This window comes from Streptomyces sp. SID14436 (assembly GCF_010548465.1).
In the GTDB taxonomy this organism is placed as follows: domain Bacteria; phylum Actinomycetota; class Actinomycetes; order Streptomycetales; family Streptomycetaceae; genus Streptomyces.
In genome coordinates this window covers 1-17268 of record NZ_JAAGMD010000796.1, presented here as the reverse complement: position 1 = coordinate 17268, position 17268 = coordinate 1, and the positions used below count along the sequence as shown (strand labels likewise).

Genomic DNA, 17268 nt, shown 5'->3' with positions numbered 1-17268 from the left:
ACCGGGGGCGCCGGGGGCCGCTGGGCGGGCGCCGCTGCGGGTGCCGCCCGCTCCGGAGGTGCCCCGGACGCAGGAACCCGCCGCCTCGCCCACCCGGAAGGGCGGGGAGACGGCGGGCTGAGGTACCGCTCGCCTGCTGGGGTCAGCGGGCGTAGTACTCGACGACGAGCTGCTCGTCGCAGATCACCGGGATCTCCTTGCGGTTCGGCTCACGGTCCAGGCGGAACGCCAGGGCCTTGAGGTTCACCTGGAGGTAGCGCGGGGTCTCGCCGTCGGGGGCGAAGCCACCCTCGCGGGCGATCGTGAAGAGCGTCTTGTCCTTGCTGCGCTCACGGACCTGCACGACGTCGTCCGGGCGGACACGGAAGGAGGGCTTGTCGACCTTCTTGCCGTTGACCTGGATGTGGCCGTGCGTGACCATCTGGCGGGCCTGGTAGATCGTGCGGGCGATGCCCGAACGCAGGACCAGCGCGTCGAGACGGCGCTCGAGCTCGATGACGAGGGCGTCACCGGTCTTGATGGTGGTCTTGGCGGCCCGCTCGTAGGCGCGGACGAGCTGGCGCTCGCTCACGTCGTACTGCGCGCGCAGGCGCTGCTTCTCCAGCAGACGGACCTTGTAGTCCGAGTTCTGCTTGCGGCCGCGGCCGTGCTCGCCCGGCGGGTAGGGGCGGGCCTCGAAGTACTTGACGGCCTTCGGGGTCAGCGCGATACCGAGGGCACGCGACTTCTTGACCTTGGGGCGGGACTGATTCGCCACTGTCTCTTTCGCTTTCCGTTGCGTCGGCTCACCAGGGTTGAGGGAGGTCGCATCCGCAGCCGGGGAAACCCCGCGGGTCCGCAGTGGACCTGCCGGGCAGCCGCTCCCCTGGTCTGGGCACATACGTGCAGCACGCGAGTGGCCCACCGGCCGGTCCCGGGATTCCGGGTGGTGGTGGGCTGCCCGCGACACCGTTCGCCGGTGCGCGACGCTCCTGGAGAACCCCGCCCGGGGGCCGGGTCTCCGGCTGGATGTCCCGCTCTGGTGATGCCGGCTCTCCTGACGGGACCGGACAACGGGACGCAGCGCTTCGGGAGATTCTACAGGGTGGTCAGGACCGCTTCCGACCGAGGTGCTTCCTGGTCCATTCGACCGCGTCCGCGTACCGCGCCTCGGCGCCGTGCCGGGTGGGTGCGTAGTAGGTGCGGTCCTTGAGGGCGTCCGGGGCGTACTGCTGCTCGGCGATGCCCTCGGGCAGGTCGTGGGGGTAGACGTAGCCCTTGGCGTGGCCCAGCTTGGCGGCGCCCTTGTAGTGCCCGTCGCGCAGGTGCGAGGGCACGGGTCCGGCGTGGCCCTTGCGCACGTCGTCCAGGGCGGCGCCGATGGCGGTGGTGGCCGCGTTGGACTTGGGGGCGAGCGCCAGGGCGATGGTGGCGTGGCTGAGCGTGAGCGCCGCCTCGGGGAAGCCGATCATGGCGACGGCCTGGGCGGCGGCGACCGCGATCGGCAGTGCGTTCGGGTCGGCCAGTCCGATGTCCTCGCTCGCGGAGATCATCAGCCGGCGGGCGATGAAGCGGGGGTCCTCGCCGGCCTCGATCATCCGGGCCAGGTAGTGCAGGGCGGCGTCCACGTCGGAGCCGCGGATCGACTTGATCAGGGCGCTGGCGACGTCGTAGTGCTGGTCGCCGTCGCGGTCGTAGGCCACCGCCGCCCGGTCGACGGTCTCCTCCAGGGTGGTCAGGGAGATCTCCGGCTCCCCCTTGTCGAGCGCGGCCCCCGCGGCGGCCTCCAGGGCGGTGAGGGCACGGCGGGCGTCGCCGCCCGCGATGCGCAGCAGGTGCTCCGCGGTGTCGTCGGGGAGGGTCAGGGAGCCCTTCAGGCCGCGCTCGTCGGTCAGGGCCCGGGTCAGCAGGCCGCGCAGGTCGTCGTCGGTGAGGGGCTCCAGGGTCAGCAGGAGCGAGCGGGACAGCAGCGGGGAGATGACCGAGAAGTAGGGGTTCTCGGTGGTGGCGGCGATCAGGGTGACCCAGCGGTTCTCCACGGCGGGCAGCAGGGAGTCCTGCTGGGCCTTGCTGAAGCGGTGGATCTCGTCCAGGAAGAGGACGGTCTCCTGGCCGTATCCGCCGGAGGCGCGGCGGGCGCCGTCGATGACGGCCCGCACCTCCTTGACCCCGGCGGTGATCGCCGACAGTTCGACGAAGCGCTTGTCGGTCGCCTTGGAGACGACGTAGGCCAGGGTGGTCTTGCCGGTGCCGGGCGGGCCCCAGAGGATCACCGAGGAGGGGCCGGCCGGGCCGCCGGACCCCTCGCCGACCAGCCGGCGCAGGGGTGAGCCCGGCTTGAGCAGGTGCTGCTGCCCCACCATCTCGTCGAGGGTGCGGGGACGCATCCGGACCGCCAGGGGGCTGCCGGCCGGGTCCTTCTCCTGGCGTTCTTCTGCTGCGGCGGTGAACAGGTCGGGCTCCACGTCCGCAACCCTAAAGGACCGCACCGACAGTGCGGCCGGGCGGTCAGCCGGTCCAGAAGGTCCACCAGCGGGTCAGGATCAGCATCCCGATGACGCCGACGTGCAGCACGGGCAGGACCCAGGTGAACTCGCCGAAGAAGCCCTTGAGCCAGCCGGGGGCGGGCAGGAAGCCGTTGCGGACGTTGAAGGAGGTGACGTACCAGAACATGACGAGCGTGGCGACCCAGGCCAGGCAGCACCACAGGCACAGGGCGTTGATCCGGTACAGGGACTGATACATCAGCCAGGCGCAGAAGACCGTGCCGAACAGCATGCCGGCGTTGAGGGTGAGCCAGTACCAGCGGGGGAAGCGGGCCCCGGCCAGCAGGCTCATCCCGACGCAGACCACGATGCCGTAGGTGACCAGGCCGAGCATGGGGTTCGGGAAGCCGAACACGGAGGCCTGGTCGCTCTGCATCACGCTGCCGCAGGAGACGACGGGGTTGAGGCTGCACCCGGGGGTGAACGTCTCGCCCTTGACCTCGGCCTCGAGCAGCTTGAACTTGTCCAGCGTGATGACCCAGGCCGCGAGCACGCCCGCGGCACCCGTGATCACCAGAAGCAGGGCGAGGGCCCGGCTCGCTCCCTCCCTGCGTGGTGCTCCGGCACGTTCCGGCGAGGGCTGGGGCTCCATGGAGACGTCCTTGACTGTCGTCTTGCTCATCACGCCGATTCCGTCACTGGGTGTGTGGACCTGCTTCGGGCAGGGCCATTGTGCCGCACCCTCCTGTGTGCCGCGGGCCCCGCGGGCACACGACCATACGGGCGCTCGCCCGGGAGCGTTGGGTTCCGGCCGACGTCCGTGCCCGGCTCGCACACACACTCCCACCGGGGTCCCTCCGCGGAGTGGATCACGGCCCGCGGAGTTGACGAAGGCGCCGGGTGCCACGCGGGCACCCGGCGCCCCGCGCGCCGTGTCAGCCGAGCCGGGATTCCAGCTCCGAGACGATCTCGTTGACGCCGACCGCGCTCTGCTCGCCGGACTCCATGTCCTTGAGCTGGACGACGCCCTCGGCCAGGTCGCGCTCGCCCAGCACCAGGGCGTAGCGGGCGCCGGAGCGGTGGGCGGCCTTCATGGCGGCCTTGAGCCCCTTGCCGCCGTAGGCGAAGTCGGCGGCGACGCCGTTCTTGCGCAGCTCGGTGACCTTGGTGAACAGCACCCGGCGGGCCTCCTCGCCGAGCGGCACCGCGAACACGCTGGTGGTGGCGGGGAGTTCGAGCTCTACGCCCTCCGCCTCCAGGGCCAGCACGGTGCGGTCGACGCCGAGGGCCCAGCCGACGGAGGGCAGGGCGGGGCCGCCGATCATCTCCGACAGGCCGTCGTAGCGGCCGCCGCCGCCCACCGCGGACTGGGAGCCCAGGCCGTCGTGGACGAACTCGAAGGTGGTGCGGGTGTAGTAGTCCAGGCCGCGCACCAGCCGGGCGTCGTCCTCGAAGGCCACGCCGGCCGCCGTGATCAGCTCACGGACCTCCTCGTGGTACGCCTTGCAGGCGTCGCAGAGGTAGTCGCGCAGCAGCGGGGCGCCGCCGAGCTGCTTCTGCACCGACTCCCGCTTGTCGTCCAGGACGCGCAGCGGGTTGATCTCCGCGCGGCGCAGGGTGTCCTCGTCCAGGTCCAGGCCGCGCAGGAAGTCCTGCAGCGCGGCCCGGTACACCGGGCGGCACTCCTTGTCGCCGAGGCTGTTGAGCAGGATGCGGAACCGGCTCAGGCCCAGCGAGCGGTACGCCTGGTCGGCGAGAATGATCAGCTCGGCGTCCAGGGCAGGGTCCTCCGCGCCGATCGCCTCGGCACCGACCTGCGAGAAGTGGCGGTAACGGCCCTTCTGCGGGCGCTCGTAGCGGTAGTACGAGCCGGAGTACCAGAGCTTGACCGGGAGGTTGCCCGCCTTGTGCAGGTTGGCCTCCAGGGCGGCGCGCAGCACCGAGGCGGTGCCCTCGGGGCGCAGGGCGAGCCGGTCGCCGCCCTTGGTCTCGAAGGCGTACATCTCCTTGGTGACGATGTCGGTGGACTCCCCGACACCGCGCGCGAACAGTTCGACGTTCTCGAAGCCGGGCGTCTCGATGTAGCCGTAGCCGGAGCCCCGCAGCGGCGCGGCGATGGCCTCGCGCACGGCCAGGTACTTGGCGCTGTCCGGCGGGATCAGGTCGTAGGTGCCCTTGGGGGCCTTGAAGGTGCTCACGGAAGTACTCGTCACATTCCTCGTCGGGGAGCGTCCACGTCCGCTCCCTGGCCGGCGGCCACCTGCCGCAGATACGGGTTGGTGGCGCGCTCCTGGCCGATGGTCGTCTGGGGGCCGTGACCGGACAGCACTACGGTCGAGTCGTCGAGCGGCAGGCACACGCGGGCCAGCGAGTCGAGCATCTCGGCCATGTCACCGCCGGGCAGGTCGGTGCGTCCGATGGAGCCGGCGAACAGCAGGTCGCCCGAGAACATGACCGGCGGGATGTCCGCCGCCTCGGGCAGGCCGAAGGTCACCGACCCCTTGGTATGGCCCGGTGCGTGCGCGACGGAGAACTCCAGGCCCGCCAGCTTCAGCCGCGCGCCGTCGGTGAGTTCCCTGAGGTCGTCCGGCTCGCCCACGGTCAGCTCCCCCATCAGCGGCATGCCGATGGCACGGCCGATGCCCTTCTCGGGGTCGCTCATCATGTACCGGTCCTGCGGGTGGATCCAGGCGGGCACGTCGTGCGCGCCGCAGACCGGGACGACCGAGGCGACGTGGTCGATGTGTCCGTGGGTGAGGACGACGGCGACGGGCTTCAGACGGTGCTTGCGGACCGCCTCCGCGACGCCGTCGGCGGCCTGGTGGCCGGGGTCGATGATCACGCACTCCTCACCGGCGGCGGGGGCGACGAGATAACAGTTCGTCCCCCAGGCCCCGGCGGGGAACCCGGCAATGAGCACGATCGTCCTTCGTTGGGTCGGTACGGGAGGCTTGCGACGGGCTGCGCCCGTGGTCAGAGCCTACCGGCGCTGCCGATTCCACAGCGAACCCATATACGGTACGGGGCAGACGCAGGCGGTCGGCTTCACCGCACGCACGCGTACCGGCCGGCACACGAGACGCATGAGGAGACAACCCGGTGGTCAGCCAGGAACAGCGGCGGCGTCAGCTCGCCCGGGAGAAGTTCTTGCGCCAGCAGCAGCGGCGCACCGAAGCACGGCGCAAGGCGCGCACGCGCAACGCCGTGATCGCCTCGGCGCTCGGGGTGGTGCTGATCGGCAGCGGGGCGCTGTACACGGCCGGGGTGTTCCAGCAGGACGACGACACCAGCGCCAACGCGGGCGCGGAGGTCACCCCGAGCGCCGCGCCGACGAGCAAGGTGCCGGACCCGTGCGAGAAGCCCGCACCGGGCGAGCCCGCGACCAAGACCTGGAAGAAGGAACCGGCGCTCGAGATCGACAAGTCGGCGTCGTACACGATGAAGCTGGAGACCACCTGCGGCGACATCGACGTGGCCCTCAAGGCCAAGGACGCGCCGCACACGGTGAACTCGTTCCGCTTCCTGCTCGGCCAGGGCTACCTGGACCACACCAAGTGCCACCGGCTGACCACCGAGGGCATCTACGTGCTGCAGTGCGGTGACCCGACGGCCACCGGCACCGGCGGGCCGGGCTACACGATCCCGGACGAGAACCTCAAGGACAAGAGCCTCAAGGACAACATCTACCCGGCGGGCACGGTCGCGATGGCCAACACCGGGCAGAAGGACAGTGGCGGCAGCCAGTTCTTCCTGGTGTACCAGGACAGCCAGCTCCCGCCCAACTACACACCGTTCGGCACCGTCTCGAAGCCGGGCATGGAGGTGCTGAAGAAAATCGCCGCCGCGGGAGCCACGGCCCCCGACCCCACGACCGGCAATACCGCGCCCCACGCGACGGTCGTGATCGACAGGGCGACGGTCACGGAATCCTGACCGTCAACTGGGCAATCCCGGTCGCGCGGGATGCGGACAGGGGTCCCGTCGGTCGCTTATGTTGGCCGTGACGAAACTGTGGACGATGCCCGGGGGAGCTTCGAGGCCCCTCGACGGCATCATGTGGAGGAGGCGCTGTGAGCAGCGACCCGTGGGGCCGCGTCGACGAGACGGGGACCGTGTACGTGCGGACGGCCGACGGTGAGAAGGTCGTCGGTTCCTGGCAGGCGGGTTCCCCCGAGGAAGCCCTGGCCTACTTCGAGCGCAAGTACGAGGGCCTGGTTGTCGAGATCGGCCTCCTCGAGAAGCGAGTGAAGACCACCGACCTGTCCTCCAAGGACGCCCGGACCGCCATCGACCACCTGCGCGAGCAGGTCGACGCCCACCACGCGGTGGGCGACCTGGACGCCCTGCGGGTCCGGCTGGACAAGCTGGTGGAGCTGGTGGAGGCGCGGCGCGAGGAGCGCAGGGCGCAGCGGGCCAGGCAGGCCGAGGAGGCCCGCCGGGCCAAGGAGGCGCTGGTCGCCGAGGCGGAGGAGCTGGCGCAGTCCGACCAGTGGCGGGCGGCCGGTGAGCGGCTGCGGGCCCTGGTGGACACCTGGAAGGGCCTGCCGCGGCTGGACCGCAAGTCGGACGACGAGCTGTGGCACCGGTTCTCGCACGCCCGCTCGGCGTTCTCCAAGCGGCGCAAGCAGCACTTCGCGCAGCTCGACGCGCAGCGCGAGGAGGCCCGCCGCACCAAGGAGCGGCTGGTCGCGGAGGCCGAGTCGCTGTCGAACTCCACGGAGTGGGGTGCGACGGCCGCGCGCTACCGCGAGCTGATGGCGGAGTGGAAGGCGGCCGGCCGTGCCCAGCGCGAGCACGAGGACGACCTGTGGAACCGCTTCCGCGGCGCGCAGGACGTCTTCTTCGCCGCCCGCAGCTCGGTGTTCGCCGAGCGGGACGCCGAGCAGGCGGAGAACCTGAAGCTGAAGGAGGAGCTGGCCGGGGAGGCCGAGAAGCTCCTTCCGGTCACCGATCTGAAGGCCGCCCGTGCCGCGTTCCGCGCGGTCAACGAGCGCTGGGAGGCCATCGGCCACGTGCCGCGGGACGCCCGCCCGAAGGTCGAGGGCCGGATGCAGGCCGTGGAGCGGGCGCTGCAGGAGGCCGAGGAGGCCGAGTGGCGCCGGACCAACCCGGAGGCACGCGCGCGTGCCGCGGGTCTGACCGGTCAGCTGCAGGCGGCGGTCGACAAGCTGAAGGGGCAGATCGAGCAGGCCCGGGCGCAGGGCAACGACGCGAAGGCGCAGAAGCTGGAGCGGGAGCTCGAGGGCCGTCAGGCGCTGCTCGACCAGGCGCTGAAGGGTCTGCAGGAGTTCGGCGGCTGAGCCGCCGGTCCGCCCGGGACACAAAGGGAGGGGGCTGCCGCACCGGCCGGTGCGGCAGCCCCCTTCCGTGTGCCGTCCCTGAGGTGCGGTTGCCCGGCCCTCAGGTGCGGTTGCGGGCCGAGGTGACCCGGTAGACGTCGTAGACGCCCTCCACGCCCCGTACCGCCTTCAGGACGTGGCCCAGGTGCTTGGGGTCGCCCATCTCGAAGGTGAAGCGGGAGGTGGCGACGCGGTCGCGGGAGGTCTGCACGGCCGCCGAGAGGATGTTGACGTGCTGGTCGGACAGCACGCGTGTGACGTCCGAGAGCAGCCGGGAGCGGTCCAGCGCCTCGACCTGGATGGCCACCAGGAAGACCGACGACTGGGTGGGCGCCCACTCCACGTCGAGGATGCGCTCGGGCTCCCTGGACAGCGAGTCGACGTTCACGCAGTCGCTGCGGTGCACCGAGACGCCGCTGCCGCGGGTGACGAAGCCGATGATCGGGTCGCCGGGCACCGGGGTGCAGCAGCGGGCCAGCTTCACCCACACGTCCTCGACGCCCTTGACGACGACGCCGGGGTCGGCGCTGGAGCGGCGCTTGCGGCGGCTGCGGGCCGGCGGGACCGACTCGTCGATCTCCTCGGTGGCCGCCTCCTCGCCGCCGAGGGCCTGCACCAGCTTCTGCACGATGTTCTGCGCGGAGACATGGCCCTCGCCGATCGCCGCGTACAGCGCGGAGATGTCGGAGTAGCGCATCTCGTGCGCCAGGGTGACCAGGGAGTCGCCCGTGAGGATGCGCTGGATGGGCAGGTTCTGCTTGCGCATGGCGCGGACGATGGAGTCCTTGCCCTGCTCGATCGCCTCGTCGCGGCGCTCCTTGGAGAACCAGGCGCGGATCTTGTTGCGGGCGCGGGGCGACTTGACGAAACCGAGCCAGTCGCGGGACGGGCCGGCGCCGGCCGCCTTGGAGGTGAAGACCTCGACCAGGTCGCCGTTGTCGAGCGTCGACTCCAGCGGTACCAGGCGGCCGTTGACCCGGGCCCCTATGGTGCGGTGGCCCACCTCGGTGTGCACCGCGTACGCGAAGTCCACGGGGGTGGCGCCCGCGGGGAGCGCTATGACGTCGCCCTTGGGGGTGAAGACGAAGACCTCGTTGCGGGACAGGTCGAAGCGCAGCGACTCCAGGAACTCGCCCGGGTCCTCAGTCTCCTTCTGCCAGTCGAGGAGCTGGCGCAGCCACGCCATGTCGTTGAGGTGGTCGTCCTTGCTCTTGCCGGACGACTTGGGCGCGTCGGTGCGGATCTTGGAGGCGCCGGCCACGGCCTCCTGCTTGTACTTCCAGTGCGCGGCGATGCCGTACTCGGCGCGGCGGTGCATGTCGAAGGTGCGGATCTGCAGCTCGACGGGCTTGCCGCCGGGGCCGATCACCGTGGTGTGCAGCGACTGGTACATGTTGAACTTGGGCATCGCGATGTAGTCCTTGAACCGGCCGGGGACCGGGTTCCATCGCGCGTGCACCGTGCCGAGGGCCGCGTAGCAGTCGCGGACGGTGTCCACGAGGACGCGGATGCCCACCAGGTCGTAGATCTCCGCGAAGTCACGGCCGCGGACGATCATCTTCTGGTAGACGCTGTAGTAGTGCTTGGGGCGGCCGGTGACGGTGGCCTTGATGCGGGCCGCCCGCAGGTCCTGCTGCACCTCGTCGGTGACGATGGCGAGGTACTCGTCGCGCTTGGGGGCGCGCTCGGCGACCAGGCGGACGATCTCGTCGTACATCTTGGGGTAGAGGATCGCGAAGGCGAGGTCCTCCAGTTCCCACTTGATGGTGTTCATGCCCAGGCGGTGGGCGAGCGGCGCGTAGATCTCCAGCGTCTCGCGCGCCTTCTTCTCCTGCTTCTCGCGCTTGAGGTAGCGCATGGTGCGCATGTTGTGCAGCCGGTCGGCCAGCTTGATGACCAGGACCCGGGGGTCCTTGGCCATGGCGACGACCATCTTGCGCACGGTCTCGGCCTGGGCGGCCTCGCCGAACTTGACCTTGTCCAGCTTGGTGACGCCGTCGACGAGCAGGGTGACCACGTCGCCGAAGTCGCGGCGCAGGTCCTCCAGGCCGTACTCGGTGTCCTCCACGGTGTCGTGCAGCAGTCCGGCCATCAGCGTCGCCGGGTCCATGCCCAGCTCGGCGAGGATGGTGGTGACGGCCAGCGGATGCGTGATGTACGGGTCGCCGCTCTTGCGCTTCTGGCCGCGGTGCCAGCGCTCGGCGACCTGGTACGCCTTCTCGATCTGGCGGAGGGTGGAGTTCTCGATCTTGGGGTCGTTGCTGCGCACGATCCGCAGCAGCGGCTCCAGCACCGGGTTGTACGGGTTGGCGCGCTGCACGCCGAGCCGGGCGAGACGGGCGCGGACGCGGTTGGAGGAGCCGGAGCGGGCGGGCTGGCCGGTGTTCGGGCGGACCGCGGGGGCGGAGCGCTCCGGGGGCGGGGAGGGCTTGGGCCGCGGCTGCTCGGGCTTGTCGGCGGGGGTGGCCTGGGCATGCTGGACCGGACCGCGGGTGTCGTTCTTCGCCTGCGGCGCGCTCGGCGCGGGCTTGGCCGCGGGGGCCGAGGCGGGCTCGGGCTTGGCGGCGGTCAGGTGCTGGGCCTCGTCTGGCAAGAGGACTCCTCGTGCGCGGTCCGGGTCCCCCGGTCAGGCTCCGGAAGAGTCCATGGTAGCCATCCCCCGCCCGCGGATGGCCCGGGGAGCGGTGTGAGAACGGTCCACCCCCGGGACGCGGGGGACGGGTGCCGGGGGGCGGGCCGCCCGGCGACGCCGGAGGGAGCCCTCCCCGCTGGGGGGGGAGGACTCCCTCGGTCAGGTCATGCGCGGTCCGGGGACCGCCCGGTCCGTCAGCGCCAGACGAACAGCGACGCTCCCTTGACCTTGATGCCCTTCTCGGCCAGCACATTGCCCCACGGCACGTTCTTGATCTTGCCGGAGGCGCCGCAGCCGGCGTTGTACCACTTCGTCTTGCCCTTCACGAAGCCCTTCACCTTGATGCAGGGCTTGCCGCGCTCGGCCTTCCACTCGTAGGTCACCTTCAGGCCGTCCCGGCCGAAGAGACCGCAGCCGTTCTTGATCTCCTTGCTCCACTTGAGCGGGATGCCGACGGCGCGCTTCCAGCTGCCGCAGGCCATGGGAGTGGCCGCCACCTCGACGCCGGCCTTCGCGGCCTCGACGGCCGTCCCGCCGTCGTCCGCCTCCGGCACCAGCTGGGCGGCGTCGATCACGATCGCCGTGTCCTTCTCCGTGGTCGCGCCGGCGGGAGCGGCGGCCGCCCCCAGGGTTGCGGCGGACATCAGTGCTACGGCCCCCGTAGCGATCTTTCGCGAGATCATTGTTCTCCTCTGTCGGTGTCGCCCTGGTCATGAGCGACGCCCCACATCAAATCGAACAACTACCCGATGGATCCAGGGACTTGAGACAATTCTGAGGTTCCGGTCTTCACCGCCGACGCATGAGGACCGGTCCCCCGGGAGGGACCGGTCCTCATGCTGCCGCGGGTACTGCGGGGCTGCGGGTCAGACCGTGAGCAGCGCCTCCAGCGGGGCACCGAGGAGGGCCGGCTCCACCCGGGCACGGCCGCCGAGGAAGCCCAGCTCCATCAGCACGGCGAGGCCCGAGACCTCGGCGCCCGCCCTGCGGACGAGCTGCAGGGACGCCTCGGCGGTGCCGCCGGTGGCGAGCACGTCGTCCACCACCAGGATCCGGTCGCCGGCGCAGATGTCCTCGGCGTGCACCTCGATCTCGGCGGAGCCGTACTCGAGGTCGTAGGCCTGGGCGAGGGTCGCCCCGGGGAGCTTGCCCGCCTTGCGCACGGGGATGAAGCCGAGGCCCGCGCGGACCGCGACCGGGGCGCCGAGGATGAAGCCGCGGGCCTCCAGCCCGACGATCTTCGTGGCGCCCGTGGCCGCCGCGATGCCGGCGAGGGCGTCGGTGAGCGCGGTGAAGGCCGCCGGGTCCGCGAGGAGCGGGGTGATGTCCTTGAACATCACCCCGGGCTCGGGGTGGTCCGGCACGTCCCGGATCCGGCTGAGGAGCAGTTCTTGGATGTCGGTCATCGTCGCTTTCCTGAGGGCCGGCCGCGCCCGCGGCTGCGGGAGGCCGACTGGTTGCGTGGGCCGACGACGGCCGGGGCCGCTGCCTCGAGGCCGTCGTCGTACCCCGCCTCGGCGGGCGGGGTGTCCTGGGGCTCGCCCCCGCCGTGGGCCCGCTTGGCCAGTACGCGCTTCCTCAGGGACTTCATGGCGGGCTCGCGCTCCTTGAGGTCGGCGACGAGCGGGGTGGCGATGAAGATGGAGGAGTACGCGCCCGCGGCGAGGCCGACGAACAGCGAGAGCGAGATGTCGTTGAGCATGCCGGCGCCGAGGACGCCGCCGCCGATGAACAGCAGGCCCGCCACCGGCAGCAGTGCCACGACCGTGGTGTTGACCGAACGCACCAGGGTGCCGTTGATGGACCGGTTGGCGATCTCGCTGTAGGTCCAGCGGGTCTGCTTGGTGATGTCCCTGGTCTGTTCCTTGAGGCTGTCGAAGACCACGACCGTGTCGTAGAGCGAGTAGCCGAGGATGGTCAGCAGTCCGATCACCGTGCCCGGCGTGACCTCGAAGCCGACCAGGGCGTAGACGCCGACGGTGATGGTGATGTCGTGGATCAGCGCGACGAAGGCGGCGACGGCCATGCGCCACTCGAAGGCGATCGCCAGGTAGATCACGACGAGGAACAGGAAGATGCCCAGGCCCTGCCAGGCCTTGTCGGCGATCTGCTCGCCCCAGCTGGGGCCGACCAGCTCGGCGTTGATCTGCTCGCCGTCCACCTGGAGGTCGTCGGCCAGCCGGTCCTTGATCCGGTCCGACTCCTTGGTGTCGATGCCCGCGACCTGGATGCGCAGGCTGCCGTCGCCCAGCTTCTGGACGATGGCGTCGTGCCCGGAGGCGCTCTCCGCGTACCCCTCGGCCGCGGAGACGGAGGCGGTCATGTTCTTCGGCGTGGTGAAGACCGCGCCGCCCTGGAACTCGATGCCCATGTGCAGGCCGCGCACCCCGAGGCCGAGGACGGCCGCGATCGTGATCAGGATGGAGACGCCGTACCAGATCCAGCGGTTCTTGATGAAGTCGTAGCCGGCCTCGCCGTGGTGCAGGCGGGCGCCGAGGTTGCCCAGCTTGGACATCTCAGGCCTCCTTCGATTCGACGGCGCCGACGGCGGCGGGGACGGGACGGCGGGTGCGGCGCAGCGGCGGTTTGGCGCCGAGGGCCTTCGGGTCCAGACCGGACCACTTGTGTCCGCGGGCGAAGAAGGGCCGGCGGGCCATCAGCGTCAGCAGCGGCTTGGTGAAGAAGAAGACCACGACGACGTCGAGGACCGTGGTGAGGCCGAGCGTGAAGGCGAAGCCCTGCACCTTGCCGACGGTGACGACGAAGAGGACCGCGGCGGCGAGGAACGACACGAAGTCGGAGACCAGCACGGTGCGCCGGGCGCGCGGCCAGGCCCGCTCCACGGCGGGGCGCAGGGAGCGGCCCTCACGGATCTCGTCCCGGACCCTTTCGAAGAACACGATGAAGGAGTCGGCGGTGATGCCGATGGCGACGATGGCACCGCACACGGCCGGCAGGTTCAGCGCGAAGCCGATGGTCGGGCCGAGCAGCGACATGATCACGTAGGTCAGCGCGGCGGACACCAGCAGCGACAGGATGGCGATGAAGGACAGGCCGCGGTAGTAGAAGAGCAGGTAGAGCACGACCAGGGCGAGGCCGATGGCGCCCGCGATCAGACCGGCCTGCAGCTGCTCGCCACCGAGCGCGGCGGTCACGGTGGTGACGCTGTCCTCACGGAAGGACAGGGGCAGGGAGCCGTAGGACAGGATGTTGGCCAGGTTCTTGGCCTCCTCCTGCTTGAAGTTCCCGGAGATCTCGGCCGAGCCGCTCAGGGCCTGCCGGACGTAGGGGTTGGAGACGACGTTGCCGTCCAGGACGATGGCGAACTCGTTCTGCGGGGACTGCTTCTGCGCCAGCTTGCCGGTGATGGCGGCGAACTTCTTGGAGCCGCTGTCGGTGAAGCCCAGCGTGACCTTCCAGCCGGCGCCGCCCTGGGTGTCGTAGACGGCCTCCGCCTTGTCGACGTCGCCGCCCTCGACCTCGGCCGGGCCGAGCAGGTACTTCTGCCACTGCCCCGCCGAGTCCTGGCCGCAGGCCACGGTGCCCTCGGTGGGCTTGACGCCCTTGCCCGCGTCCACGCGCTGGGCGGGCTTCGTGCAGTCGAGCGCGGCGTACTGGGCCTCGAGGCCGCCGTCGTCCTTGCCGGAACCGCTCGCGGAGGCGGATGCGCCGGGGGTCGGGTCCGCCTTCAGTGCCTCGGTGACGGCGCGGCCCTGTGAGGTGGCACCGTCCGTCGGGGTGGGGGAAGCCGCCTGGTCGCCGTCGGCGTCGTCGCCGGAACCCGTGCTCGCGGAGGCACTGGGGGACGCGCCGGAGTCGGGCGTCGCGGCGGCGCCGGACTGGTCCCGCTGGAGGACCGGGCGGAAGTAGAGCTTCGCGGTGGTGCCGACCTGTTCCCGGGCCTGTTCGGAGTTCGTGCCCTTGGGAATGTTGACGATGATGTTGCGGGTGCCCTGGGTCTGTACCTCGGCCTCGGAGACACCCAGCCCGTTGACCCGGCGCTCCATGATGGAGACGGCCGTGTCCATGTTGGTCTTGTTGATCGCGGACTCCTGGTCGGCCTCGGGGACCGCGGCGAGCGTGATGCTCGTGCCGCCCGCCAGGTCGATGCCGAGCCGCGGAGTGGTGTGTCCGGAGGCGAACATGCCTCCGGTGAGCGCCACGAGGGCGATCAGAATCAGGGCCAGCGAGCGCCCGGGCTTGCTTTGGGCGCTCGCCTTCTGTCCCTTTTTGAGTGCAGCCACCTTCTTGTTACTCCCTCTCGGGCCACGACGTCACCCGAGAGAGGCGTGGCGCGGCCATGACATGGTGTGGGGATGTCCTGCGAGCGGGCCGTCTCGCGGGGGGCGCGGGCCGGGGACCCGCGCCCCCCGGGACACGACTACTTCGCTTCCGAGCCGCCGTCGCTCTTCTTCGCCTTGTCGTCCGCCCCGGCCTCGTCGACGGCGTCGGACGGCTCGTCGGCCGCGTCCTTCTTGCCGAAGTCGACGGGCTTGTCCTCGGAGGCGTCGGCGTCGGAGGACTCGTCGGTGCCCGTGAGGGAGGAGGCGTCGTCCGGCACGAGGTCGCCGTCGGACTTCAGGTCGTGCTCGATGCCGTGGACGATCTGGTTGTACTCCTCGTCGCTGAGCACGGCACCGATGGAGTTCTTGGCGAACAGCAGCTCCACGCCCGGTCCGGCGTCGAGCAGGACGGTGTCCTCGCTGACCTCCTTGACCGTGGCGTACATGCCCCCGATGGTGCGGACGCCGGAACCCGGCTGCATCTGGTTCCGCATCTCGATGGCCTGCTGCTGCTTCTTCTTGGCCGACCGGGTCATCAGGAACATGGCCCCGATGAGCACAATGAACGGGAGGAGGGTCAGGAGACTCACGGGTCGGAACTTCCTTCACATGACCGTGCTGGTGAACGGCCTGTTGGTTGGGGGTGTGTGGTGCCACCGGCAACGGCGGCATCGGCGGAGTCTAGGCGAGTCCGCGCGCAGGGAACAACGCTCAGCACGGCACCCGGGTTCCTGCCCGGGCCACCGTCGCCACGGTCACGCCCCGAACAGGTCCCCTTGTCCGTTTCCGGCGGCCCCGGAACGCGGCGGTACGAGGCCGAGGTGCGTCCATGCCGCCGGGGTGGCGACCCGGCCGCGCGGGGTGCGGGCCAGCAGCCCCTCCCTCACGAGGAAGGGCTCCGCCACCTCTTCCACCGTCTCACGTTCCTCGCCCACCGCGACGGCGAGCGTCGACAGGCCCACCGGTCCCCCGCCGAACAGCTTGAGCAGCGCTTCGAGCACCGCCCGGTCGAGCCGGTCCAGGCCCCGGGTGTCCACCTCGTACACCTTGAGGGCCGCCGCGGCGATCTCCCGGTCGATCCGGCCGTCCGCCTTGACCTGCGCGTAGTCGCGGACGCGGCGCAGCAGGCGGTTGGCGATGCGGGGGGTGCCGCGGGAGCGGCCCGCGATCTCGGCGGCGCCGTCGGTGTCGATCTCCACGTCGAGCAGGCTCGCGGACCGGTGGATGACCCGCTCCAGCTCGGCGGGCTCGTAGAACTCCATGTGCGCGGTGAAGCCGAACCGGTCGCGCAGCGGGGGCGGCAGCAGGCCCGCGCGGGTGGTGGCGCCGACGAGGGTGAAGGGCGGCAGCTCCAGCGGGATGGCGGTGGCGCCGGGGCCCTTGCCGACGATGACGTCGACGCGGAAGTCCTCCATCGCCATGTACAGCATCTCCTCGGCGGGCCGGGACATGCGGTGGATCTCGTCGAGGAAGAGGACCTCGCCCTCCTGGAGCGAGGACAGGATCGCGGCGAGGTCGCCCGCGTGCTGGATAGCGGGCCCGGAGGTGATGCGGATGGGCGCCTCCATCTCCGCGGCGATGATCATCGAGAGGGTGGTCTTGCCGAGCCCCGGGGCGCCGGAGAGCAGGACGTGGTCGGCGGTGGCGCCGCGGGCCCGCGCGGCGCGCAGCACCAGGTCGAGCTGTTCGCGCACCTTCTCCTGGCCGATGAACTCGCCCAGGTCCTTGGGGCGCAGGGCGGCCTCGACGGCTTGGTCCTCCCGGTCGGCGACAGGGCCCACCAGCCGCTCGGGAGCGGGGGTGTCGGTCGTGTCGTCCCAGTTCACTGAAAGGTCTCCTAGCGGTGGGCCGCGGGCTATCGGGCGCGGTTGAGGGTCTGCAGGGCCGCCTTCAGCAGGGCGCCGATCTGCGGGGTGCCGCCGGCCGCCTCGGCCTGGGGCGCGACGGCGGTGACCGCCTCGTCGGCCTCGCGGGTCGCGTAGCCGAGGCCGATCAGGGCGGCGTGCAGCTGGTCGCGCCAGCCGGTGGTGACGGGGGCGCCGACGGCGGGGGCGCCGAGGGGTTCACCGAGCCGGTCCTTCAGTTCCAGCAGCAGCTTCTGGGCGCCCTTCTTGCCGATGCCGGGGACGGCGGTGAGCGCCTTCTCGTCGGCGGTGGCGATCGCCCGGCGCAGGGCGTCGGGGCTGTGCACGGCCAGCATGGCCTGGGCGAGGCGGGGGCCGACGCCGCTGGCGGTCTGGAGCAGCTCGAACGTCTGGCGTTCGTCGTCGTCCGCGAAGCCGTACAGCGTCAGGGAGTCCTCGCGGACCACCAGGGACGTGGCCAGCCGCGCGGGCTGCCCGACGCGCAGCGCGGACAGGGTGTTCGGCGTGCACTGGACGGCCATGCCGACGCCGCCGACCTCGACGACCGCGGCGTCGGGGGCGAGTGCGGCGACCGTGCCGCTGACGAAGGCGATCATGCGGGGCGCCCCTTCGGTGGGTTCGGTGCCGCGGCGGTCCCCGCGGCGGGTGTGCGCGCGGCCGGGCGCCGCGCGGCGGGTCGTCGCT

At 71.1% G+C, this 17268-nt stretch carries 15 protein-coding genes; 2 read left to right on the top strand and 13 right to left on the bottom strand.

What is annotated here, in order from left to right; translation table 11 throughout:
* Positions 1–142 precede the first annotated feature (142 nt).
* The 5 genes from rpsD to G3I53_RS29050 all read right to left on the bottom strand — a co-directional run bounded on the left by rpsD (position 143) and on the right by G3I53_RS29050 (position 5385).
* On the bottom strand, positions 143–757 hold the full coding sequence (gene rpsD / locus G3I53_RS29070) for a 30S ribosomal protein S4 (protein WP_164332637.1): 615 nt from the start codon (positions 755–757) through the stop codon (positions 143–145).
* A gap of 331 nt (positions 758–1088) precedes the next feature.
* Complete coding sequence (locus G3I53_RS29065) at positions 1089–2444, bottom strand: replication-associated recombination protein A (RefSeq protein ID WP_164332636.1); 1356 nt, start codon at positions 2442–2444, stop codon at positions 1089–1091.
* A gap of 43 nt (positions 2445–2487) precedes the next feature.
* Positions 2488–3147, bottom strand: coding sequence for a vitamin K epoxide reductase family protein (locus G3I53_RS29060; RefSeq protein WP_164332635.1), 660 nt, complete (start codon positions 3145–3147; stop codon positions 2488–2490).
* Positions 3148–3400: 253 nt separating this feature from the next.
* Positions 3401–4663, bottom strand: a complete 1263-nt coding sequence (hisS, locus tag G3I53_RS29055) for a histidine--tRNA ligase (protein WP_164332634.1) — start codon at positions 4661–4663, stop codon at positions 3401–3403.
* An 11-nt stretch (positions 4664–4674) separates the two neighbouring features.
* Positions 4675–5385, bottom strand: coding sequence for an MBL fold metallo-hydrolase (locus tag G3I53_RS29050; RefSeq protein ID WP_164332633.1), 711 nt, complete (start codon positions 5383–5385; stop codon positions 4675–4677).
* A 179-nt stretch (positions 5386–5564) separates the two neighbouring features.
* Between G3I53_RS29050 and G3I53_RS29045 the strand changes: the two genes are divergently transcribed.
* Together G3I53_RS29045 and G3I53_RS29040 are read left to right on the top strand one after the other, a co-directional pair.
* Positions 5565–6398, top strand: a complete 834-nt coding sequence (locus G3I53_RS29045) for a peptidylprolyl isomerase (protein WP_164332632.1) — start codon at positions 5565–5567, stop codon at positions 6396–6398.
* A gap of 137 nt (positions 6399–6535) precedes the next feature.
* On the top strand, positions 6536–7765 hold the full coding sequence (locus G3I53_RS29040; protein WP_164332631.1) for a DUF349 domain-containing protein: 1230 nt from the start codon (positions 6536–6538) through the stop codon (positions 7763–7765).
* 100 nt (positions 7766–7865) lie between these two features.
* Here the strand turns inward: G3I53_RS29040 and relA are convergent, their stop codons facing one another.
* The 8 genes from relA to ruvA all read right to left on the bottom strand — a co-directional run bounded on the left by relA (position 7866) and on the right by ruvA (position 17180).
* Complete coding sequence (gene relA / locus G3I53_RS29035) at positions 7866–10397, bottom strand: GTP pyrophosphokinase (protein ID WP_164332630.1); 2532 nt, start codon at positions 10395–10397, stop codon at positions 7866–7868.
* A 233-nt stretch (positions 10398–10630) separates the two neighbouring features.
* A complete protein-coding gene (locus G3I53_RS29025; RefSeq protein WP_164332629.1) occupies positions 10631–11080 on the bottom strand; it encodes a hypothetical protein in 450 nt (149 codons plus the stop codon).
* Between the two features lie 222 nt (positions 11081–11302).
* Positions 11303–11842: an adenine phosphoribosyltransferase gene (locus G3I53_RS29020; protein WP_164332628.1), complete on the bottom strand. Its 540-nt coding sequence runs from the start codon at positions 11840–11842 to the stop codon at positions 11303–11305.
* Positions 11839–12951, bottom strand: a complete 1113-nt coding sequence (secF, locus tag G3I53_RS29015) for a protein translocase subunit SecF (protein ID WP_164332627.1) — start codon at positions 12949–12951, stop codon at positions 11839–11841. The genes G3I53_RS29020 and secF overlap by 4 nt, the downstream gene beginning before the upstream one ends.
* Position 12952: 1 nt before the next feature.
* The gene (secD, locus tag G3I53_RS29010) at positions 12953–14680 is read right to left on the bottom strand and encodes a protein translocase subunit SecD (RefSeq protein ID WP_164332626.1); all 1728 of its coding nucleotides are present in this window, start codon (positions 14678–14680) and stop codon (positions 12953–12955) included.
* A 137-nt stretch (positions 14681–14817) separates the two neighbouring features.
* Positions 14818–15309 (bottom strand): preprotein translocase subunit YajC, encoded by a 492-nt coding sequence (gene yajC, locus G3I53_RS29005; RefSeq protein ID WP_164332625.1) that lies wholly within the window; start codon positions 15307–15309, stop codon positions 14818–14820.
* Positions 15310–15474: 165 nt separating this feature from the next.
* Positions 15475–16545, bottom strand: coding sequence for a Holliday junction branch migration DNA helicase RuvB (gene ruvB / locus G3I53_RS29000; RefSeq protein ID WP_164332624.1), 1071 nt, complete (start codon positions 16543–16545; stop codon positions 15475–15477).
* Between the two features lie 29 nt (positions 16546–16574).
* The gene (ruvA, locus tag G3I53_RS28995) at positions 16575–17180 is read right to left on the bottom strand and encodes a Holliday junction branch migration protein RuvA (protein ID WP_164332623.1); all 606 of its coding nucleotides are present in this window, start codon (positions 17178–17180) and stop codon (positions 16575–16577) included.
* Positions 17181–17268: the final 88 nt, after the last annotated feature.

What these genes read in the sequence shown, in the direction of transcription:
- G3I53_RS29060 (WP_164332635.1), bottom strand. Translation starts at nt 3,147, where the DNA reads ATGAGCAAGACGACAGTCAAGGACGTCTCCATGGAGCCCCAGCCCTCG.
- G3I53_RS29025 (WP_164332629.1), bottom strand. Translation starts at nt 11,080, where the DNA reads ATGTCCGCCGCAACCCTGGGGGCGGCCGCCGCTCCCGCCGGCGCGACC.
- G3I53_RS29020 (WP_164332628.1), bottom strand. Translation starts at nt 11,842, where the DNA reads ATGACCGACATCCAAGAACTGCTCCTCAGCCGGATCCGGGACGTGCCG.
- secF (WP_164332627.1), bottom strand. Translation starts at nt 12,951, where the DNA reads ATGTCCAAGCTGGGCAACCTCGGCGCCCGCCTGCACCACGGCGAGGCC.
- ruvA (WP_164332623.1), bottom strand. Translation starts at nt 17,180, where the DNA reads ATGATCGCCTTCGTCAGCGGCACGGTCGCCGCACTCGCCCCCGACGCC.